Below are 21,757 nucleotides of genomic sequence, written 5' to 3'. Positions count from 1 at the left end.
TCTGTGGATCATTTGCGGCGAGCATCTGTCGCATCGTGCACGGGGGTTTCCATGATTGTTGGCGTTCCACAGGAGGTCTTTCCCGGAGAGCAGCGTGTGGCGCTGGTTCCCGGCGATGTGCCCACGCTCAAGAAGCTGGGGTTGGAGGTGGTGATCGAGACGGGCGCCGGGCTGCGGGCCGGTTTTCCTGATGCGCAGTACGTCGAACGCGGCGCCAGGGTGGCCGCCTCGCGCGCCGAGGTGTTCGCAGCGGCCGATATCCTCTTCCAGGTGCGCGCGGGCGGCGCGGCGCCATTGCAGGCCGAAGCCGATCTGCGGCTCCTGCGCGCCGGGCAGACCATGCTGGCGTTCCTCGATCCGCTCTGGGAGCCGCGGCAGATTGCCGCCCTCGCCGAGCGCGGCGTCAACGCGCTGGCCGTGGAACTGGTGCCGCGTATCAGCCGCGCGCAGAGTATGGACGCGCTTTCGTCCATGGCCACCATTGCTGGCTACAAGGCGTCCATCCTGGCGGCTATGCATCTCCCGCGCATGTTCCCGATGCTGATGACCGCCGCTGGCACAATTACCCCCGCCCGCGTCTTCGTGATCGGCGCCGGCGTCGCCGGGCTGCAGGCCTGCGCCCACGCCAAGCGCATGGGCGCCCGCGTCGAAGCCTACGACGTCCGTGCGGCGGTGAAGGAGCAGGTGGAGAGCGTCGGGGCCAGGTTCGTCGAGTTGCCTCTCGAAACGGGCGACAGTGAGGACAAGGGCGGCTATGCCAAGGCCCAGGGCGAGGAGTTCTACCGCCGCCAGCGCCAGTTGATGAGCGAAGTGGTCGCGCGGAACGATGTGGTGATTACTACAGCGTCCATTCCCGGCAAACGCGCCCCGGTGTTGATCACCCGCGACATGGTCGCCGGGATGCAGCCCGGCTCGGTGATCATTGACCTGGCCGCCGAGCATGGCGGCAATTGCGAGTTGACGCGCCCGAACGAAATTGTCGTCGAGTACGGCGTGACGATTATCGGCCCGACCAACATCGCCTCCACGGTGCCCAATCATGCCAGCCAGCTCTACAGCCGCAACCTGGTCAATCTGCTCAAGCTCGCAGTTAAGGATGGCCGGCTGGCCCTTGACACCGACGATGAGATTGTGCGCGAGACGCTGGTGACCCGCAACGGCGCCGTCACCAACGCACGCATCCGCGAGTTGCTCGCCCAGGCCGACACCGTTGCGTCGTGAGCCTGTGAATGCATTGCGCCTATGGATACCTCCACACCTCCACATCTCCACACCTCTACAGAGTTGTGAGGGGGTTATGGAGCGACCGTCGAACTGAGGAATGCCCATCTCTAAAATCAAGTCCGATCCAGAACTTGTGAGGAGACATCCGTGGAACTGCTGGTTATTGCGCTGACGGTCTTTGTGCTTGCCATCTTTGTCGGATTTGAGATTATCACCAAGGTCCCGCCGACGCTGCATACCCCGTTGATGTCCGGCTCGAACGCCATCTCCGGCATCACGCTGGTCGGCGCGGTGATTTCCGCGGGGGCCCAGATCTCGCTGCTGACGACGATCCTGGGCTTCCTGGCGGTGGTGTTCGCGACGATCAACGTAGTGGGCGGCTTTCTGGTAACCGAGCGGATGCTCGCGATGTTCCGGCGGAAGGATTAACGGCGATGCGTGAGAGTCTGATCAATCTAGCGTATCTGGTTGCCGCTGTGCTGTTCATTCTGGGCATTAAGGGCATGACCCATCCGCGCACGGCGGTGCGGGGCAACCGCATGGGGGCGATCGGCATGCTGATCGCCGTGGTGGCCGCGCTGCTGGATATGCACGTGGTGCGCTACGAGTGGATCATCGCCGGCCTCGTGGTCGGGGCGGGGATCGGCGCGCTGATGGCCAGACGTGTGCAGATGACGGATATGCCGCAGATGGTGGCCCTGCTCAATGGCTTTGGCGGCATCGCCTCGACCCTGGTTGCCGGCGCGGCGCTGCTGGAGATGCTGGCGCTTGGCGCTGGCGTGCCGCTGCAATTTACCATCGCCACCGCCGCTTCGGGGCTGATCGGCGCGGTGACGTTCTGGGGCAGCCTGGTGGCCTTCGGCAAGTTGCAGGGCCTGGTGGGCGATATCCGTGTCAACGGGGCGCAGATGTTCAACGCCGCGCTCCTGGCCCTCGCCACGGCCTTTGGCGTCTGGCTGGCGATTGATCCGGGCGCCATCTGGGCCTACTGGGCGCTGGTGGTCACTGCGAGCGTTCTCGGACTGTCGCTGGTCTTCCCCATTGGCGGCGCGGATATGCCCGTCGTGATCTCGCTGCTCAACTCCTACTCCGGTCTGGCTGCCGCAGCCACTGGCTTCGTGCTCAACAATAACGCGCTGATCATCACCGGCTCGCTGGTGGGCGCTTCGGGCATCATCCTGACCAGTATCATGTGCAAGGCCATGAACCGCTCGCTCACCAACGTGCTCTTCGGCATCTGGGCGCCTTCTGACGAGGCGGCAAGCGGCGATGATGTCTACGCCGGCAAGGTCAAGGCCGCCCACGCCGATGAACTGGCCCTGTTGCTGGAGGGAGCGCGGCGGGTGGTCATCGTGCCGGGCTATGGCATGGCTGTATCGCAGGCCCAGCACGCCGTGCGCGACCTGGTGCTCTTGCTCGAGGAGCGCGGGGTGGAGGTCGAGTTTGCCATTCATCCCGTGGCGGGGCGCATGCCCGGCCATATGAACGTGCTCCTGGCCGAGGCCGACATCCCCTACGAGCAGATGAAGGAGATGGACGAGATCAATCCGACATTTGAACAGACCGATGTGGCCATCGTGATCGGCGCCAACGATGTGGTGAACCCCCTGGCGCGCACCAACCCCAACAGCCCCATCGCCGGCATGCCCATTCTGAATGTTGACAAGGCCCGCAGCGTGATCGTCATCAAGCGCAGCCTCAGCCCCGGTTTTGCCGGCATTCCCAACCCGCTCTTCGCCGCCGACAACACGCTGATGCTCTTCGCCGACGCCAAGAAGGGCGCCCTTGACCTGATGAACGCCCTGAAGGCGGCCTAGCCGATTGGGGATCGGGCGCGGCGCCGGGTCCGAATTTGACCTGCTTCCAGAAACCCGGCATGATGAAAAAGCGGTTCCGTAGGGGAGGGTCTGGGAGGGCGAAGCCCTCCCAAACCATTATGTCCTCGCAATGAGCAGCCTGAGGAGTTTCTACGTGGCACAACACTGGACACTTGATGCAATGCCTGACCAGCAAGGCCGGCTGGTGGTGATCACCGGCGCCAACAGCGGCATTGGCTTTGAAGCGGCGAAGGCGTTGGCAGGCAAAGGGGCGCGCGTCATTCTGGCGGTGCGCAACGCGGCGAAGGGCCAGGTCGCGCTCGAGAAGATCCGCGCCGTGCATCCACAGGCGCAGGTGGAGCTCGACCTGCTCGATCTGGCCGACCTGAGCAGTGTGCGCGCCTTCGCTGAGCGCTTCCAGACCCGCTATAGCGCCCTGCCGGTGCTGATCAACAACGCCGGGGTCATGGCGACGCCCTATCGTCGCACTGCCGATGGGTTTGAGTTGCAATTCGGTACGAATCATCTGGGGCATTTTGCCCTGACCGGCTTGCTGCTGCCGGCCATCCTCGCTGCGCCGGGAGCGCGAGTGGTGACGGTGAGCAGCATGGCCCACAGCTTCGGGCAGATCAACTTCGACAACCTCGACGGCTCGAAGGGCTATCAGCGCTGGATGGCCTATGGCCAGAGCAAGCTGGCCAATCTGCTCTTCGCCTATGAGTTGCAGCGGCGTTTCGCCGCCTCAGGGGCCAGAGCGATCAGCCTGGCCTGCCATCCCGGCTATGCCGACACCGAGTTGCAGAAGGTCGGCCCGCGGATGGACGGCTTCGCCCTCGGCGAGGCGCTGTCGGGCCTGCTCAATCGCGTGTTCGCCCAGAGCGCCGCGATGGGCGCCCTGCCGACCCTCTACGCCGCTACGTCCCCGGATGCCCACGGCGGCGACTTCATCGGCCCGGATGGGCCCGGCGGCGCCCGTGGCTACCCTGTGCCGCAGCGTTCGAACGCGCGCTCCTACGATCCGGCGCTGGCCCGGCGGCTGTGGGAGGTCTCCGAGCAACTGACCGGCGTGCGCTACGCCTTCCCCGCCGAGGTCTACGCGGCGGATTAGGTCCGGAAACGCAGTCTGGGAGGGCGACGCCCTCCCAGACTCGCCGATGGCCGCGCCGTGTCTCCGATGGCGCATCAGCGCTGGTCTACCGGCACGTAATCGCGGCGGGCCGGGCCGAGGTAGATCTGCCGCGGGCGCATAATCTTCTGCTCTTCGTCGGCCAGCATCTCCTGCCACTGGGCCAGCCACCCCGCAGCCCGAGGAATGGCGAAGAGGAAGGGGAAATATTCAATCGGGAAGCGGAGCGCCTGATAGATCACGCCGCTATAGAAATCTACATTCGGGTAGAGCTTCCGCGAGATGAAGTACTCGTCTCGCAGCGCGATCTGTTCAAGCTCGACGGCGATATCCAGCAGCGGATTGGGTTCGGTCACCTCGAAAACCTCGTAGGCTATCTTGCGGATAATCTTGGCGCGCGGGTCGTAGTTCTTGTAGATGCGATGACCGAAGCCCATGAGACGCCGTTCCCCCTTCTTCACCTTCTCAATGAAGGCCGGCACGTTGGCCTTGGTGCCGATCTCCTTCAGCATATGCAGCACCGCTTCGTTGGCGCCGCCATGAAGAGGGCCATAGAGGGCGGCGGCAGCGGCTGAAAGAGCGCAGTAGGGGTCAGCCCGGCTCGAACCAACGCCGCGCATGGTTGAGGTCGAGCAATTCTGCTCATGGTCGGCGTGTAGAATAAACAGCACATCCAGCGCCCTGGCCAGCACCGGGTTCACCTCGTAATCCCGCTGATTCATGTAATCCATCATGTACAGCAGGTTGGCAGTGTAGCTCAGCGAGTTGTCGGGGAGGTTGAAGGGCCGCCCGATGCGGTGGCGGTAGGCGAAGGCCGCGATGGTCGGGATCTGGCCGATGATGCGCCAGATCTGCTTCTCGCGCACGGCGGGATCGTGAACGTTCTTGGCTTCCGGGTAGAGGGTGGACATCGCCGCGACCGAGCTGATCAGGATGCCCATCGGGTGGGCGTCGTAACGAAAGGCCTGGATCAGCTCGACCAGACTGTTGTGCAGGAAGAGGTGCCGGCTGATGCGATACTTCCACCACTCCAGGCGGTCCCGGCTGGGCAGTTCGCCGTAGATCAGCAGATAGGCTACTTCGAGATAGGAGCTTTGCTCGGCCAGTTGCTCAATCGGGTAGCCACGATATTCGAGAATGCCTTTATCGCCGTCAATGTAGGTGATAGTACTCTTACATGCGGCGGTGTTCATGAAGGCCGGGTCGTAGGACATCAGTCCAAAGTCATCCTCTGAGACGCGGATCTTGCGCAGATCCGTGGCCCGGATCGTATTATGTTCGATCGGGATCTCATACGTCATGCCGGTACGATTATCGGTGATCGTCAACGTGTCCTTACCCATACGAATTGCTCCTGATATCTATGTTCGAGCGCACTTAGCGGAGGTCAGGCATCATCGGCTGTGGATTCGGTGCAGGCGGGATGAGGTTGCCTTCCCAGACGAGGATGTCTTCTAGTCATTATATCGCAGCGAATTACAACCGAAGAATCTGTCGCGACTTGGGTGCAGATCCGCGAGCGCGTCGCCTCGTCGGGGCGCCTGGCTCGACCGCTGGCGTCGCTGATGGTGACGCGATGGCGTAAAGGATCGCGGCTAAGCCGATAAACGCCTTGCGTCTTTGCGCCCTCGCGTCAATTGCCAGCCGCCTGCCGCCGCTCAGCGGGGCGCGACGCGCAGCGCCGCCTTGCCGGCATTGCGATTGGCTTCGAGTACGCGGAGGTCGGCCCGGTTCACGGCCGTCCCGTGAACGCGCACCGGGATCGCATCGGAGGAGGGGTGAGGATCGGGAACGTTGTCGAGGCGGAGCACATCGGGATCGCCCGGCTGGTCGAAGACAATGGCGCGCATGCAGTGATCTGGTTCTCAGGCGGATGGTTGCATGTGACAGTCTGCACAATAGTATAGCACGACTTTTCTGTCAGGTGCTAACGAAGCGCAGTTCTACGCTGTCAACCACCGGTTCAAAGCCAATCGCCTGATAGATGCGGTTCGGGGTCGGATTGTTCAGATCGGCGTTGATGAAGCAGCAGCGCTTGCCGGCCTTGAGCTGGACCTGGCTGATCGCGGCGACCAGGGCGCTGGCGTAGCCGTGTCGCCGGTGCTCCGGCGGAGTGTATACGGCGCTGATGCGAATGCCATGGGGCGTAGGACCGGCGGCGCCAGCCATCGCCACTGGCGCGTCCACTTCCCAGAGGTACAACCGGCGATCCGGCGAGGTGAGCCAGCGGGTGACGGTGCTCCGGCTATCGCCAGGCGCGACGCCCGGGTGGATCTCGGCCCGGAAGGCGCTGAACCAGCACTCCAGCAGCGGGCGGTCGTCTTCGGTAGCCGGACGCATGTGTCCCGGCGGCGGAGCGGGCTGGCGCACAGTGGTCAGCTGGTAGATCCGCTGCGGCATGCCCTGCTCGACGCGCCCCCCGTTCCGCGCGGCCCAGTGGCGACCAAACGGCTCCGCCACGGAGCGCGGACCGAGCACACCGGGCAGAGCGCGCGCCGAGCGGCTCAGGGCTTCCACCAGCGCCTCGATGGCCCCGGTATGCCGGGTGTGTGACAGCACCAGCTTGTTGGGCGGCGTTTGCAAGGCCGCGAACACCACTGCGCCCTCTTCCTCGACCGTGAGTAAGAGGGGGGCTTCCGGGCCAGAGGTCTTACGGTTGTGGGTCAGTTCCGCGCAGAGGCCAAGGATCAGATGGTTGTGAGCCTCATGGGCCAGAAGCAGCGGCATGGCCCGTGCGACGAAGCTCTGGATGTCGGGGTGCTGTACGATCCGCATAGAACACCTCCACGGGAATTGCCGGCCATGGCTGGATGAAAGACGCTTCTCCGGGCCGGGGCATCGGGAAACGCAGACCACCGGCGTTCAACCCGGATGGTTGCGCGGTCACAGAGTTCACCTGTGGGCCGGAGGGCAGGGGCGCCAGGTTGCCCCTCTATTGGCGCAGGTTGGTAGTTGTTCTTGTAGTATACCCGACGAGTTGGCAGAGGTGAAGGCTCGCATATCATATAATGGTTCCGAGGGCTTGCTCAGCGCGCCCGCGTTGCGGTTGCCTTACTCACGCGCGTCGTATGTCGCCCGGAACGCCCGCGCCGTCCGTCGCCTGTTTCACGCAGGCATGTAGCGATAAGGAGTTGCCGATGAGAGACGACCTTGCCGCCACCCTGCGGAGCCTCCGCGATCTGCATGCGATGGGCCTGCTCGACGATGCGGAGTATGCCGACAAGCTCGAACGGTTACGTGAGCGCTTTGGTCAACCGATTGTAGACGCGCTGCTGCGCGTCGTGGCAGCTTCGCCTGAGAGCCGCTCCGGCGCGCGCGTCGAGGCGGGCGGCCCCGTCGCCGGAGCGGGACGAATGCCGCCTGCGGGCGCCATCCGCGCCGAACCCCTGCCGGCCAGCCTGAGCGCCGACGGCGAACATTTCAGCTACGGCTATGCCCTGATCATCGGCGTCTCCGAGTATGCCCATCCCCGGCTCCGCCTTCCCGGGGGCGCAACCGCCACTGATGCCCGAGCCCTGGCCACTCTGCTCCGCGATCCGCATCTGGCGGCCTATCCCGAGCAGCAGGTGCGCCTGCTGGTGGATGGCAAGGCGACCCGCAACTACATTCTGGATGCGCTGGAGGAACTGGCTCACGTGGTTGACGGCGGCACGGCGCTGATCTGCTTCGCCGGTCGCGGGTCCGCTACCACGGCGGGCTATGCGCTGCTGCCTTTCGATGCCGATCCGGATCGCCTGGTCGAGACGGCGTTGACCGCCGAGGTGTTCCACCGGCGCGTGGCGAAGGTGCGTGAGCGTGCGCGGCGGCTGGTGGTGCTGCTCAATTGCTGCCATGGCGGTGGAGAGGAGGCCCCTGACGGTCTCTCCACGGCGCTGTCGGGAGCCGCGCCGCCCCCGGAGTTTTACCGGCCCCTGTCGGTGAGCGGCGATCAGGCGGTCATCTCCTCGGCGCGGCCCGGCCAGCGCGCCAGCAGTCGCTCGGCGGTCAATCCGCGCCATACGATCTTCGGCGAACACCTGCTCCTGGCTCTGGGCGGGCAGGCGCCGGGCAGCGGGCCGGCCATTGGCGTGTTCGATCTGTACGCGTATCTGCGGGTCGCCGTGCCCGCCGATGGCCGCTCGTTGCAGCGCCAAGAGGCCCTGCTCCAGGAGCCGCTGTTCTACACCGCGCAGCCAGGCGAGAACCTGCCCGTGGCCCTGCGCCCGGCGGGAGGCGGCGCCGGCGGCAACACGGCCGCGGTGCAACGCCTGATTCAACTGGAACTGCGCCTGGAAGCGGCTGATGGCGAGGCCCCGCCCGAGGTGCTCAGCGAGCGCGACGAACTCCTGGCCGCCCTGGCGGCGTCGTTGTGACGGGTGATGTCCCTGCGAGCCTGACGAGCCGCTGCCCGATGGCTCCTACCAGACCTGGCGGCGTCGTTGTGACGGGTGATGTCCCTGCGAGGGCGCAGCCCTCCCAATCCCTCCTGTCAGCGGGATTTTACGATCCAGGCGATGACCAGGATCACATATCCCGCCACGGCGGGCCAGGGCGGCATGCCCAGGCCAGATTCAATCGGGCGGGTGGCCTGGATCAGGCCGAGGGCCAGCAGAGCCAGTCCTGGCCACGGCGGGCGCCGGGGGGCGGCCAGGGCCAGCCATGCCAGGGGCAAGGCCAGGAACACCAGGTGATGGTACCAGAGCAGGCTGGAACTGACGGTGTGTATCGCTACGCCGCAGGCAAGGATGGCGCCGCCGTCATTCGCGCCACGGCGTCGCCAGCAAATGGCGGCCCACGTGGCCAGCAGCCCCAGGCTGAAGGCTCGCCCCAGCCAGGCGGCGGCTCGCTCGGCCGCCGAGCCGGGCGCTGTCAATCCGGTCAGCACCGCTGTGAGGGCCTGGTTGTAAGGGTTGCGAGGCACGCCCTCAAGCAGATCGGGGAGCAGTTGCGCGAAGGCTAGCCATGGCGCCGTCCCGTAGAGCGCGAGGGCCGGCAGGCTCAGAACAACCACTCCGAGGGTCACCCGCGCCAGACGGCGCCAGTCGCCGCGGGCCAGCGGCCAGAGCAGCAGCACTACCGGCGTGAGTTTGATCAGCAAGACCGCGGCGAGCGCCACATCACCCGCCCACGCCAGACGTCGCTCGATGTGCCCCAGCACGAACAGCACCAGTCCGAACAGCATCAGGCTGTTGATCTGGCCGATGGCCAGGTTCTCCAGAAACGGGGCAAAGCCCAGGCCTAGCACAGGCGCGACTACCAGGATGCTGCGCTCCACTCCCTCCTGGGCCGCGTAGATGCCCAGCAGGGCCAGGGCGTAGAGCGCGACCGAACCAGCCAGCCACAGACCGTGGGCGAGCCAGGGCTCCACCGCGGCGAGGGCGGCGAAGAGAGGGATCGTCGGCGGGGGGTAGACGAAGGAGACGCCGATCACATTGAGTTCGGGCGGATCATAGGGGATCTGCCCGGCCAGGGCCTGGCGCCCGGCCCGCAGGTAGATCTCCAGGTCCAGGGCCAGGCCCGAATGCACGTACAGGTGGTTCCACAGGCCTGCCGCCAGATACAGGCCCATCCCCGCAATGACTGCACTCGTGCGGACGACCTCGCGGCCACGCCGCCCATCGATCTGGACGAGTGTGCCGCCATCGCCTGCCGCCCGCGCGCGCCGCTCTCCGCCGCCCGCCGCTTCCCCGGCGGCCCGCCAGCGCGCTACGGCGCCCAACGCCAGCGGCCATCCCGCGGCGACCAGAATGGCGACCAGGGCGGCGATGGCGCCAAGCGGCGCGAAGGTCCACGTGGCCCAGCGTGCGCCGAGGTGCCAGACGAGCAGCGTTCCTGCCGCCAGACCCGCAAGCGCCGCTGTGACTGCCGGGGGCGCTGTGGTTCGTATGGCGACATATAGAGCCACCGTGGTGAGCAGCGCCGCTGCGATGAGGGCCGACGGGGCCGCGCCTCCGCCCCACACGCCGATCTCGCCCAGCACAATCCCGACCTCGCGTGTTTCCCCGGGAGGAACGAACGGCGGCGCTGACAATTCTAGCGCCAGGCGCTCCCCCGGTTGCGCCGGGACGAGCAGGTGATACTGGCGCAGATCCGCTCCAAGGCGCAGCCGGACGTTGATGGGGCCGCTCAGCGCTGCCTCGACGCGCTGCCGAGCCCCGGCGGAGAGGTGCAGGCGCAGGAGCAGCGGCCCGCCTGGATTGGGCAGGTTGAAACAGGCGTGGCCGGTAGTCCAGCGGTAGGGAGCGCCCCCGTCGGCGCGCCGTTCGAGGGCGTGCAGGCCGGTGGCCGGCGGCGGCGCTTCGGGCGGGTAACGCGCTACCCGCGGGCCGCTGGCGAGGAGCCACAGCACGAGCGCCGCGCCTGCCAGGAGGAGGAAGATGAGGCCGATCTCGCCGCCAGCGCGAATACGCGGCAGGGCCGGCAGGCGGGGGTGGGGTCTACTGCGGTTCGCCATCTGCACATCTCCACACCTCCACGCCGCTACACCGCCACACCTCTGCCACCCTGCCACCCGGGACCGCCCCTGCCGACGACTCGAGGCGCGCCTCAAGCAGCACAATGCTCAGCAAACGCGAACTATGCGGCAACTCCTCACGGTCGGCTGGCGCTCGCAACACCAGATGGTGCTCGCCGGGGGCAAGCCAGAAGTGCAGGTACGTGCGCGACGGTCCCCGGTTGACCAGCCAGGTCCCCGCGGGGGCGCCGTCGAGGCTGAGCGTCACTGTGCGAGGCGCGCGGTAACTCTGGGCGACGAGGAGCAGGGTGAACCGCCGCACCTCCGCGCCAGGATTGATCAGCGTCAGCGTTCCCTCCGGCCCCATCCAGCGCCAGGTCTGCTGGCCGTCGCTCTCGGGGCGCTGCCAGCCGTCGCCGCTAAAGGCGGCAATCGCGCGTCCGGGGTTGACCGGCACATGGTAGAGGCTGCGCGTTCCGTCATCGAATACCGGGGCCAGACCGGGCAGCGTTTGCTCCAGCGCCGCCCGAACCCCAGGGATGCTTTCCGGCTTGATCTGATCCCAGCGCACCACCACGTCGCGCACGCCGTAGAAGGCCAGCGCGGCGAGCGGGCCGTCGGAGCCTTCGAGGAAGGGCGAAGCCGGGTCGGGATGCATGCGCCAGAGTGGGCGCACGCCGGGCGCCGTGTACGGCCAGGCGTAGCGTGGCGGGCGGGCCAGGTAGCCGCCAGGGATGGGCCGGGCGTGGATGAGTTGCGCCCGCTGGGGCTCGACATACTTGTAGACCGCCGGAGGTATCTCAAACACCGCGCCCGTGCCGGTCGCCAGTTGCCGGTTCAGCAGGTGCGTATCCGCCGGCAGCAGCGGCCAGGGGCCAATCGCCAGTTCAAAGGCGATCAGCGCCAGCGACAGGGCCGCCACCCAGCGACGCCGGGCCTCTACCATCGCGCCAAGGGCGCGCAGGCCCAGGGCCACAGGCGGCGTCAGCGCAATGGTCGCGACCGCGGTGAAAAGCAGCGGGCGCCGGCCCAGGTTGATGCCCGGCAGCGCTTCGAGCACGGCATAGGGCAGTGGCAGGCCGGTCTGCCAGGGGCCGATTTGCAGGCGTGGACCAAGGGCGAAGACCAGGGCCATACCGGCAAGCGCGAGCCAGCGCCAGGCGCGTTGCGGATACCGCGCCGCGGCCAGCGCGCTTAGCGCCAGAGCGCCGTAGCCCAGGGCCACGTTCCAGTCGCCGCTGTAATCGTGCCAGGCCCGGCCCACCTGCTTGAAGAGCCAGGCGCCCCACAGCGGATGCAGGTAACTTGGCAACCAGAAGTCAAGCAGGTTCGCCGAACGCCGCAGCGCTTCTTCACCCTCGAACTGCTGCACCGCTCCCGGCGAGCCAAGCGCCAGACGCAGCGCCGGAAGCAGCACGGGGAGCAGCAGCAGCCCGCCCACCAGCAGACTCAGCGCCGTCTGGCGGAGCGCAAGGCGGGTCGCCTGTGGCCCGCTGGCCCACAGCAACGCAAAGCTCAGCGCATAGAGACCCATAAACAGCAGGTAGTACCAGCTCGACAGGCCGGTGCAGGCCAGGAACACTCCGGCGAGAACGGCATCGCGCCGGCGACCGTCTTCAACGGCGCGCAGCAAGAACAGGGCGTACAGCGCGGGCCAGTGCAGGCTGGCGAGTTCCAGTTGCCCATCCCAGATGCGCGTCATATGGAAGGGGGCGATCGTGAACATCAGCCCGGCAAGGAACGCGGCCCACGGTACTCCACAGACGCGCAGGGCCAGGGCGTACCCGGCCATTCCCCCCAGAACCAGACTGAGAAGCATGGCCGCATTGTAGCCCGCCACCGGCCCCCAGAGGGCTGTTACCGGCAGTACCAGCACCCCGTTGATGAAGCCCAGGGTCTGCAGGTGCAGCGGTGTCCCTTCGGGAAAGAACAGCAGATCGGTGACAAACGGATCGCGACCGGTGAAGAGCGCCAGGCGCACCCACCACAGGTTCCAGACATTCTGCCAGCCGTCCACGGCAGCCACCGGCCCGCCAGGAATGGCGGCGCCGAACATCGGCAGGACGGGCGTCAGGAGCAGCAATGCGACCAGGGTGTAACCGGCAAGGATTGCCAGCCACACCGGCCACTCCTCAGGTGTAGGGTTTTTCGTGCGAGCAGGGGTTTTCGGCATTTCAATGCGCTTACGATCCTCAACCCCCCCGCCCCCGCGAGCGGGAGAGGGGGGAGTTGGGCGTCCCAATGCCCCGGATGGCGCATGCGACGCGAGGATGGGCCGGAAAACCCTCATCTGAGAACGGCGCCCTCTCCCCCGCAGGTGGAGAGGGAGGGAGTCAGGGGGAGGGTGAAGATCCTGTGCTCGCACCAGTATAGCCGATCGCGGCGGAAGCGCGAATCGGCGCGCCTGTAACGGGCAGGGCGAATGCAAAGTCTCCGGGACGAGCCCCAAATTCCACGTTTCTGGTTGGCCCCGGCGGCGTAGCCGCCCCAACCCCCCTAGAGGCGGACGTTGCATCAGCCTCGCCTGTAACATCGCACGATCCCGGCGCATCAGTATAATGATAGTCCATGCACTGTGACTGTAAAAAGAGGACGACGATGTCATACGATGCGCTGGTGATCTCCGCCCACCCTGACGATGCCGAGGTGCAGATGGGTGGGACGGTTGCGCGACTGGTAGAGGAAGGGTTGCGAGTGCTCCTTGTGGATCTCTGTGATGGAGAGCCGAGCGACTTTGCCGCGCCGGGGGAGCGAGCGGCCCAGGCCCGGCGCGCGGCGGCCATTCTCGGCGCCGAGCGGATGTTCCTCAACGGGCAGGATCGCTTTCTCAGCGACAACATTCCCCTGCGCCTGCAGGTGGCGCGCCTGATCCGCATCCACCGGCCCCAGATAGTCTTTGGCACCACCGATGCCTGCGTGCATCCCGACCATGCCGCCGCGGGCGCGCTGCTGAGCGCCGCGGTCTTCTACGCTCGCCTGGATCACTGGGAGCGAGTGCCCGGCGGCGAACTGCTGGCCGATACGGAACCCTGGAAAGTGGAGCGGCTCTTCTTCCCCCACTGTAAGATGGAGCCGCCCTGGGGCCGCGACTTTGCCTTCGCCGTGGACGTGAGCGATACCTACGAGCGGAAGCGCGCAGCCCTGGCCGAGTATAGCTCGATCTTTCGGGTGGAAGAGGGCGACCGTCTCCTGACCCTCTATGAAGCCGAGGACGCCTATTTGGGGCGCCTGTTCGGGGTCGCCTACGCCGAAGCCTTTAAGAGCCACAGCCCGTTGCTGGTGCCCAGCCCGACCGTGTTTCTGCCAGGGTTGCACGGCTGATGTGAACATAGCGGAACAGGCCCGCGCCATCGAGCGCGCGCTGCGCATGATCCGGATCGGCAACCTGCTCGGCAATACCTGGGACGCGCTGCTTTTCCGGTGTTCGGGCGGGCGATTCGGGGGTGGAAGGTAAACAGGGCGTGGGCCCCCACAACCGTTCATTCGGCAGAGGCGTGGCGAAACCAGGGTTCCCCGCCCCTTCTTCAAACGGACGAGGAACGAGCATTCCTGGAAGGGCGCGGCCCGCTCGGACCCGTCCTCCGGGCAGGGGTGCGGGGAAACCTGGTTGCCCCACCCTGCTTCAAATGGGCAAGGAACGAGCCTTCCTCGGAAGCCGCGCCCTCCCAGACCCTCACGTCAGGCAGGTGCGTTACTCATCCTCAATGCAAATCTTGCGCTGGACAATCGCCATAACTGTTCGGAACAATAGCACGATAATCAGCGCTCCTAATCCAATGAGCAGCCCATAGGCCAGCCCCTGGAAAACCGGCAGGTTCGTCCTGGAGGCCATCACGATGGTCGCAATAGCGATCGCCGCCACGGGGAAGGAATAGGCCCACCACGAGAGATAGAAGGGGAGAGTCACAAAGTAGCGCGCCTGGGTCAGCAGCAAGATAAAGATAAATAGCGCGACATAGTACATAACCCTGGCGAAGCTATCCAGGGTAAAGCCGCTGACGTCGTGCTCCATCAGCCGTAGATAGGAAATGAAACCGACGGCGGGCGGGGCAATCAGGATGAACAAGGTCGGTCTCAGGCGCTCGGCAAGCGGCGGGTAAAAGATGATCCGGTACAGCACGATGGTCAGCAACACCAGCCAGAAGATCAGGCCGATGCTGAAGAAGAACCAGGACACCTCAGCCGGAGCGTGCTCGACCCCCGCGATCGGGACGATGATGTTGCCCACCACCGGAATGAACCACGCCGGGTTGGCGTGTTGAGGCTGTAACGTGGTTCGCTGCATCCAGGCCGAGAGAATGGCGATGGTGAACCCGATATGGAGGGCCGCGCCCGCCATCCAGAACAGACGCGAAACGTCGCTATTCAGGCGCATAAAGGCAATCCCGAACAGCAGCATGCTGATCGATATGGTGGGGAAGAAATTGATCTTAACGGGATGGGCGAACTCCCGTTTTACTGCTTCGGGGTATCGTATCGCCTTCAGCGTGTAGAAGGTCGCGACCACCAGAAAGATCGCCAGCGAGGCCACCAGCACGATGCCGCTGATGGCGAACGGCAAGCCCAGGAAGCGCTCCGCTCGTTGCAGGGCGATGGTTGCGCCGGTCATGCCCAGCACCGACGCAAAGAACGAGATGGGAAAGTACTGCAACCGTGGGCGGGCTTCGATGTGGTCATGATCACCGGTCGCGACGTGGAGCGATGGTTGGTCGGTCATGGTTCAGACTCCTGAGGTAAACAGAGGACCTGCCGGGCTGCCTGGGGAGGACAGGGCCAACTCATACAGTTGCCGGAAGCGACCATTGGCGAAACCCCGTTTTCCACCGCTGCCTGAAGGATTGCGCGCCCGGAGCGCCCTCGAATGATGTGATGCGGCGCAGGGGCGCCGGGTTACAATGATGCCCGGTGCAAGTGTGGCTTGCTTCTCGCCGTAGTATACGCTACAACGTAAGCGGTATCCATTCCGTCCTCCACTGGGGAGGCCGCTAAGTAATCTATAAACAAAGTCTTTCGCTGAACTTCCACCCCCTCCCCAACCCTCCCCCGCCGGGTGAGTGAGGTCGGCTCCTCCCCCCAACGGGGGGAGGCTGGGAGGGGGGGCGGAAATGCCGGGAAACTTCCTTTACAGACCACTAAGTGGTTCGTCCGGCGAGTTGCACGAAAGGGATGGGAGGAGGGTTTCTGGGAGAGCTAAGCCCTCACATTCGAGAACTTGTCGGACGCACAACTAAGGAGCAAGCGATGCGTTTTTCATGGCCGAAGTCGTTCCTGGCTCTGTTCCTGTTCCTGGCTGGCGGCGTCGGGGCGCTATACCTCTACGGCGCGCTCCGCTGGCAGAGGGCCATCGGCGCCCTGCACGCGAAGATGTACGCGGCCCGGCTGCCCGCCGGTGTCAGGCCCTACGACCCGCGTGACCTGGCCGACCTGCCGGTGCCGGTGCAACGCTACTTCCGCACCGTGTTGAAGGAGGGCCAGCCCGTGGTCGCCTCCGCCCGGGTTAAGTTTACCGGCGTCTTCAATATGAGCCAGACCGCGGAGCAGTGGCGCCCGTTGACTTCGACCCAGCACGTCGTTACGCGCCACCCAGGCTTTGTCTGGGATGCGCGGATCGGCATGGCGCCCGGTATGCCCATCTACGTGTATGATGCCTATGTCGCAGGCACGGGCGCGCTGGCGGCGCGACTGCTGGGACTGTTCACCGTGGCGGAAATGCCGGCCAGTCCGGAACTGAACCATGGCGAATTGATGCGCTTTCTGGCCGAAGCGGTGTGGTACCCCACGGCGCTCTTGCCCGGTCAGGGCGTGGAATGGGAAGCCATTGACGACACCCGCGCCGCTGCGACGCTTCGCGACGGCGCGACGAGCGTCAGGCTGGTGTTTCAGTTCGATGCCCAGGGCCTGATCGACTCCGTTCGCGCCGATGACCGTTACCGCGACGTCAACGGCACGCTCGTGCCCACGCCCTGGCAGGTTCGCTGTTGGGACTTTCAGGCGCGCGATGGGATGCTCGTCCCGTTGCAGGGCGAGGTCGCCTGGCTGCTTCCCCAGGGGCCGCATCCCTACTGGCGCGGGCGCATTGAGCGTGTCGAGTATCATTACCAGTGAGCAGCGAAACCTCGCGGGCAGGACGCTCACCGTCTGCACCGGCGAAGCGCACGCTTTTATAGGAACCGCGAGCAAGGTAGTGGCGATTATGCAGGCAACTATCGTCAATGTCCGCTCGTGAGGCGCTTTGCTCTGTCGCCGAGATTCGGTTATGGGCCATGCTAGTCCGATCCAGCGCCACCGGGTCGTAACGTTTTACCTCCTGGCCTTCGGCTTCTCCTGGTCAGGATGGGTTCCCCAGGCCCTGTATGCGCGGGGCCTCTTCCCCTTCGACAGCCCCTTGTTCAGCCTGCTTGGCGGCCTGGGGCCAACCCTGGCGGCGGTAGCGGTCGTGCTGGCCCTCCGCGAATCCGGTGGCCTCCGGGCGCTGTTTCGCCCGCTGTTCCGGTGGCGCGCTTCGCCCTGGCAGTGGGTATTGGTGCTGGGCTTCTGGCCGCTTGTAGCGGCGATTGCCCTGGCCATCGGGGCCGTCACTGGCCAGGCGTCGCCCGATGTAGCCTGGTTCAGTTGGGGAAGTTTACTGCCGGTTTTCGGCGCCATGCTGCTTGCCGGCGCCTGGGAGGAGATCGGCTGGCGGGGATACGCCCTGCCCCGTTTACAGACAACTTGCCCTGACTGGCAACTCGTGCTCATCATGGGGGTGCTGTGGTTCCTATGGCACGTCCCTCTGATGCTCAATCCGGCATCGCCAATGGCGGCTCTGCCATGGCCCGGCCAGCTTCTCTTCTATTTGTCCCTCACGGTGATCTATACCTGGCTCTACCAGAACACGGCGCACAGTCTGTTCTTCGTGAGCGTGTTCCATGCGATGTCCAATATGCTGGCCTACGTCTTACTTGCACTGGGCGTTTTTGTCTCGTCCTACGGCTTGGTCGTGGGAGTGACGGCGATCGTTGCCCTGATCATCCTTGGAGTATATGGCCCCCAACGGTTTGGCGGAGGAGCCGGCCCCCGTCCTTCGGTAATGCGCGATATGTTGTAACTCCCCCTCCTACACTGCCAACCGGGAAGGAGGGAAGGAGGGAAGGAGCATGAACACGACGCTGCATAGCCGTCCGCAGATCATTCTGGCGCTCCAGGGTGGCGGCGCGCTGGGGGCCTACCATATCGGCGCGTACCAGGCCCTGGCTGAAGCCGGCTACCATCCCGACTGGGTGACCGGGATTTCGATTGGCGGCATCAACGCCGCGATCATCGCCGGCAATGCACCTGACCGGCGTGTGGCGCAACTGGAGCGTTTCTGGCGCGCGATTTCACGGCCCGATGAGTGGGGCGCGACTCTCCGGGGCCTGGCCCGACAGTTCTTCAACCGGCTCAGCGTGGGACAGGCGATTGTCTTTGGCCAACCCGGTTTCTTTACCCCGCGCCTGATCGCACCTAATCTCGCTCCGCCCGGCACGCCCGCCGCGACCAGTTACTATGACACGACGCCGCTGGTGGAGACGCTCTGCCGCCACGCCGACTTTGAACTCATCAACCATGGCCCGGTGCGCCTGAGCCTGGGGGCCACGAAGGTGACCACCGGCGAGCTGGTCTTCTTCGACAACCGGCGTCAGATCCTCGGACCGGAGCATGTGCTGGCCAGCGGCGCTCTGCCGCCGGGGTTCCCGGCGACTCGGATTGACGGCGAATGGTACTGGGACGGCGGCTGTGTGGCCAACACGCCGCTCCAGGCCGTGCTCAGCGAACCGCTGGCGGGTCATGCGCTGATTATCGCGATTGACCTCTGGAATCCGCACGGCCCGGCGCCGGAGACTATTGATGATGTCCTCTGGCGTCAGCGGCAGATCCAGTTTGCCAGCCGGACCATCCACGACGTGCAGATGGTCGCGCAGATGCTGAATATGCGCTGGATGCTCGGCCAGTTGCGTGAGCGGCTGCCTGAAGCGGAACGCCGCAGTTTGCCCCCTGGTCTGCCCGCGGAGCCGGTAAAGGGGAGCGTGGATCTGGTGCACATCGTGTACCAGCCGCGTCCCGACGAGGTGCCACAGAGCGCCGCCGATTTCTCGCGCCCATCCATCGCGGCGCGGCGCGCCGCAGGCTACGCCGATATGCGCCGCGTTCTGGAACAGGCGCCCTGGCAGGTGACGGAGACGGCGGCGCGCGTGGGCGCAAGGGTGCACCTGGTCGAGGGCGAGATGATGACGTCGTATGTGCCAGATCTGTGAACCGGCAACAATGGCATCCCGCAATCCGCACGGCGCGGGTCCCGGAGGGCGCGACGCTCCGGGAACGCCTCTCACTCCCCCTGGCGCGCCAGGCGCGGGCTGACCCAGGGCACATCGGCGGCCCCGGCGCGCGCGTTCGCCACGCGGGCCGCGACGAACAGCAGGTCCGACAGGCGGTTCAGGTAGGCCAGCACCTGAGCATTCACCGGCTCGGCCTGCGCCAGGCTGACTACCCAGCGCTCGGCGCGCCGGCAGACGGTGCGCGCCAGGTGCAGATAGGCGGCCGCCGGGACGCCTCCCGGCAGAATGAACTGCCGCAGGGGCGCCAGCTCACCCTCGAGCCGGTCAATCCACCCTTCGAGAAAGGTGACATCAGCCTCGCTTACCCGCGGAATGTGAGGGTTCTCGCCGGGTGTCGCCAGGTCGGCCCCGACGATAAAGAGCTGGTTCTGCACCTGAGCCAGCAGGTTGTCGAGTTCGGGATCGAGGCCCATCGCGCGGGCCACGCCCAGGGCGGCGTTGCACTCATCGGCGCTGCCATAGGCCTGAACGCGCAACGAGTCCTTGGCGACCCGCTGGCCGCCAAACAGCCCGGTCTCACCGGCATCGCCAGTCTTGGTGTAGATTTTCATTGATTGGTCCTTTGTAGTTCATCCGGCAATTCTCATTACCAAGATGATCGGGAAACAGCGTTTCTGCGAGGTCGCAGCTCTTACAGACCATGCCTGCGGACGGGAAATCGGCTTTCCCCCACGCTCCTCCCGACGAGGGAGGAAGAACGTTCCTGAAAGGTCAAAGCCTCCCGGACTTCCGGTTCAAAAACCTGACTGTACTGCATTCTAGGGCCGAAGCGCCGGCATGGCAAACAGGCCGGAACCGGGCGGCAAGGTCCGGAAGCGCGCGGCCATCTCAGAGAGATTCGTTTTTCACCCCTTGCTTTGTCAGGAGTGGGGGATAATTCTCAGGTGTAGGGTTTTCCGGCGCATCCTGGCGTCGCATTGGCCATCCGGGGCATCGGGACGCCCAGGCCCCCCGCTGCCGCTCGCAGGGGCGGGGAGCGGGGGGGGTGAGGACCGTAAGCGCATTAGAATGCCGAAAACCCCTGCTCGCCCAAAAAACCCTGCACCTGAGAGATGGGGGATACCCCGGCGCCGATGCAAAGTCCGCCTCTGGCGCGAAGGCCGGGGATCGCCGCAAAGACATTGGATTAGCCCTGGAGGAAACCCGGTTTGCCTACGCCCTTCCGCGGAACTATGTTACACTGAAACGCGACGGAGTGAACCATACGAGGAACTATGCGGCAGGGCAACGGGCAAACGCTCGCAACCTGGGAGGCCGACGGGCTGGGCTCCAGCGCGGCGCGCAAGGCTCGCCTCGCGGTGCATCCCTCGCCAGGGCCGCACAACGCGCTCTGGTACTTCCCACAGGTCACAGGCGGCTATGTGCGCATAGCTCGTAACGCGGCAGTCATCCAACTGGCGCGCTACGTTCCGTTTCTCCCTCTCAAAAATGCCCTGTACCGCGCGCTCGGCATGCGCGTGGGCGCTCACGCCTCGGTTGGGCTGATGGTGATGTTCGACATTTTCTTCCCCCAGGACGTAACCCTGGGGGAGAATTGTGTGATCGGCTATAACTCGACCATTCTCTGCCACGAGTTCACGCGGCAAGAGTGGCGGCGGGGGCCGGTGGTGATCGGCCGCGATGTAACCATCGGCGCGAATTGCACAGTCCTCCCCGGCGTAGTGATCGGCACAGGGGCGACCGTGTCGGCGATGAGCCTGGTCAACCGCGATGTGCCCCCCGGGGCCTTCGTGGGCGGGGTGCCCATCCGGCGCCTGCGTTGAGGCGTTGGATGACCGGGTTGTCCCGAACCTTGCCATCCTGGCGGAAGGGGGTTGGGGAACCTTCTCAGGTGTAGGGTTTTTCGAGCGAGCAGGGGTTTTCGGCATGCCAGTGGGCTTACGGTCCTCACCCCCCCTCCCCCCTCTCCCGCTCAGGGAGAGGGGGGCTTGGGCGTCCCGATGCCCCGGATGGCCAATGCGACGCCAGGATGCGCTGGAAAACCCTCCACCTGAGAAGTTAGGGAACCCCGGGTTCCTCGCCCTGCTCTCACCGCCTGTGCTCGCGTTGGGAACCTGGGCGGCTTTGCCGCTGAAAAACGATCTCCGCGGGAGGGCGAAGCCCTCCCAGACCCTCCGAGGCGTATGCTCACTCTGCTTGAAAAGATCCTCAACCTCATCCTGCGGAACCCGCTGATCTTCTGGAGTTGTATGGCCGCCAACGCCGTCGGGGTGGTCTGGGGCGGCTGGGTGTGGTACGGGCCGCAACTGACTGCTTCTCCCCTCTGGGCCTGGCCCTTCATCCCCGACTGCCCGCTGGCGGCGTTGCTGGCCACGGCGGCCTTCCTGGGCCTGTACTACGGGCGGCAGTGGGGCTGGTTCAACGCCTTCGCCGCCGTCGCCTGCATCAAGTACGGACTGTGGACCCTGGCCTTCTGGTTGCGCCATTGGAGTGTGGCCGGGTTTGTGCCGGGCTACTGGCCGCTGGAGGCGATGCTGTTTGTGTCGCACATCGGGCTGACCTGCGAGGGTCTCCTGCTCGCCACGCGCATCGGCGCCCTGGGCCTGCCGACGCGCCTGGGCATCGTCGGCTGGTATGCCCTTTCGCTACTGGTTGACTATGCTCTCGGCCACCATCCCCCGCTGACCTATGCCGTTCCTCTGAACTACGCCTTCTGGACCGCCGCGCTGCTTACCACGGTCCTGGGGTTCGCTCTGGTATTCCTCCTGCTCCCGTTCAGCGCCAGAGCGCCAGGCGTCACAGCGGGCGGGGAGGCGGAGAACAAGCGTTGGTACTATACCAATCCCCATTGAACGGCAATCGA

The 21,757-nt window shown here is 65.5% G+C and carries 18 protein-coding genes; 11 read left to right on the top strand and 7 right to left on the bottom strand.

From position 1 onward, the window contains the following. Positions 1-51: 51 nt before the first annotated feature. From NZU74_17745 to NZU74_17730, 4 genes are all read left to right on the top strand, one after another. The gene (locus NZU74_17745; protein ID MCS6883179.1) at positions 52-1,221 is read left to right on the top strand and encodes a Re/Si-specific NAD(P)(+) transhydrogenase subunit alpha; all 1,170 of its coding nucleotides are present in this window, start codon (positions 52-54) and stop codon (positions 1,219-1,221) included. A gap of 150 nt (positions 1,222-1,371) precedes the next feature. Beyond that, positions 1,372-1,653: an NAD(P) transhydrogenase subunit alpha gene (locus NZU74_17740; protein MCS6883178.1), complete on the top strand. Its 282-nt coding sequence runs from the start codon at positions 1,372-1,374 to the stop codon at positions 1,651-1,653. 5 nt (positions 1,654-1,658) lie between these two features. Continuing rightward, positions 1,659-3,041: an NAD(P)(+) transhydrogenase (Re/Si-specific) subunit beta gene (locus NZU74_17735; GenBank protein MCS6883177.1), complete on the top strand. Its 1,383-nt coding sequence runs from the start codon at positions 1,659-1,661 to the stop codon at positions 3,039-3,041. Positions 3,042-3,195: 154 nt separating this feature from the next. Then, positions 3,196-4,149, top strand: a complete 954-nt coding sequence (locus tag NZU74_17730) for an oxidoreductase (protein ID MCS6883176.1) — start codon at positions 3,196-3,198, stop codon at positions 4,147-4,149. Positions 4,150-4,223: 74 nt separating this feature from the next. On the opposite strand, the gene NZU74_17725 is transcribed toward NZU74_17730, so the two are convergent. The 3 genes from NZU74_17725 to NZU74_17715 form a co-directional block, all read right to left on the bottom strand. Beyond that, positions 4,224-5,510 (bottom strand): citrate synthase, encoded by a 1,287-nt coding sequence (locus NZU74_17725; protein MCS6883175.1) that lies wholly within the window; start codon positions 5,508-5,510, stop codon positions 4,224-4,226. A gap of 315 nt (positions 5,511-5,825) precedes the next feature. Next, positions 5,826-6,017 carry a hypothetical protein gene (locus NZU74_17720; GenBank protein MCS6883174.1) on the bottom strand — a complete coding sequence of 64 codons (192 nt, stop codon included), beginning with the start codon at positions 6,015-6,017 and terminating at the stop codon, positions 5,826-5,828. 70 nt (positions 6,018-6,087) lie between these two features. Continuing rightward, positions 6,088-6,942 (bottom strand): GNAT family N-acetyltransferase, encoded by an 855-nt coding sequence (locus NZU74_17715; protein MCS6883173.1) that lies wholly within the window; start codon positions 6,940-6,942, stop codon positions 6,088-6,090. 362 nt (positions 6,943-7,304) lie between these two features. On the opposite strand from NZU74_17715, the gene NZU74_17710 reads away from it, so the two are divergent. Continuing rightward, complete coding sequence (locus NZU74_17710; protein MCS6883172.1) at positions 7,305-8,519, top strand: caspase family protein; 1,215 nt, start codon at positions 7,305-7,307, stop codon at positions 8,517-8,519. Between the two features lie 116 nt (positions 8,520-8,635). On the opposite strand, the gene NZU74_17705 is transcribed toward NZU74_17710, so the two are convergent. Then, positions 8,636-10,600, bottom strand: a complete 1,965-nt coding sequence (locus NZU74_17705) for a DUF2029 domain-containing protein (GenBank protein MCS6883171.1) — start codon at positions 10,598-10,600, stop codon at positions 8,636-8,638. After that, positions 10,584-12,722 (bottom strand): hypothetical protein, encoded by a 2,139-nt coding sequence (locus NZU74_17700; protein MCS6883170.1) that lies wholly within the window; start codon positions 12,720-12,722, stop codon positions 10,584-10,586. The genes NZU74_17705 and NZU74_17700 overlap by 17 nt, the downstream gene beginning before the upstream one ends. Positions 12,723-13,198: 476 nt before the next feature. Between NZU74_17700 and NZU74_17695 the strand changes: the two genes are divergently transcribed. Further along, positions 13,199-13,921: a PIG-L family deacetylase gene (locus NZU74_17695; protein MCS6883169.1), complete on the top strand. Its 723-nt coding sequence runs from the start codon at positions 13,199-13,201 to the stop codon at positions 13,919-13,921. Between the two features lie 370 nt (positions 13,922-14,291). On the opposite strand, the gene NZU74_17690 is transcribed toward NZU74_17695, so the two are convergent. Further along, entirely contained in the window at positions 14,292-15,317 is a 1,026-nt protein-coding gene (locus NZU74_17690; protein ID MCS6883168.1) for an SLAC1 anion channel family protein, read from the bottom strand. Between the two features lie 524 nt (positions 15,318-15,841). Here NZU74_17690 and NZU74_17685 point away from each other — a divergent pair. From NZU74_17685 to NZU74_17675, 3 genes are all read left to right on the top strand, one after another. After that, positions 15,842-16,705 carry a hypothetical protein gene (locus NZU74_17685; protein MCS6883167.1) on the top strand — a complete coding sequence of 288 codons (864 nt, stop codon included), beginning with the start codon at positions 15,842-15,844 and terminating at the stop codon, positions 16,703-16,705. A gap of 151 nt (positions 16,706-16,856) precedes the next feature. After that, positions 16,857-17,687 carry a CPBP family intramembrane metalloprotease gene (locus NZU74_17680; GenBank protein MCS6883166.1) on the top strand — a complete coding sequence of 277 codons (831 nt, stop codon included), beginning with the start codon at positions 16,857-16,859 and terminating at the stop codon, positions 17,685-17,687. Between the two features lie 49 nt (positions 17,688-17,736). Further along, the gene (locus NZU74_17675; protein MCS6883165.1) at positions 17,737-18,873 is read left to right on the top strand and encodes a patatin-like phospholipase family protein; all 1,137 of its coding nucleotides are present in this window, start codon (positions 17,737-17,739) and stop codon (positions 18,871-18,873) included. Positions 18,874-18,944: 71 nt separating this feature from the next. Here the strand turns inward: NZU74_17675 and NZU74_17670 are convergent, their stop codons facing one another. Next, positions 18,945-19,505: a cob(I)yrinic acid a,c-diamide adenosyltransferase gene (locus tag NZU74_17670; protein ID MCS6883164.1), complete on the bottom strand. Its 561-nt coding sequence runs from the start codon at positions 19,503-19,505 to the stop codon at positions 18,945-18,947. 663 nt (positions 19,506-20,168) lie between these two features. Here NZU74_17670 and NZU74_17665 point away from each other — a divergent pair. Both NZU74_17665 and NZU74_17660 read left to right on the top strand, forming a co-directional pair. Further along, positions 20,169-20,717, top strand: a complete 549-nt coding sequence (locus NZU74_17665; GenBank protein MCS6883163.1) for an acyltransferase — start codon at positions 20,169-20,171, stop codon at positions 20,715-20,717. Positions 20,718-21,077: 360 nt separating this feature from the next. Further along, complete coding sequence (locus NZU74_17660; protein ID MCS6883162.1) at positions 21,078-21,746, top strand: DUF1405 domain-containing protein; 669 nt, start codon at positions 21,078-21,080, stop codon at positions 21,744-21,746. The last annotated feature ends 11 nt before the right edge of the window (positions 21,747-21,757 follow it).

The organism is Chloroflexaceae bacterium (assembly GCA_025057155.1).
GTDB lineage: Bacteria > Chloroflexota > Chloroflexia > Chloroflexales > Chloroflexaceae > JACAEO01.
Note: the sequence above shows the minus strand (reverse complement) of the source record. Positions and strands in the feature narration are given on the sequence as shown.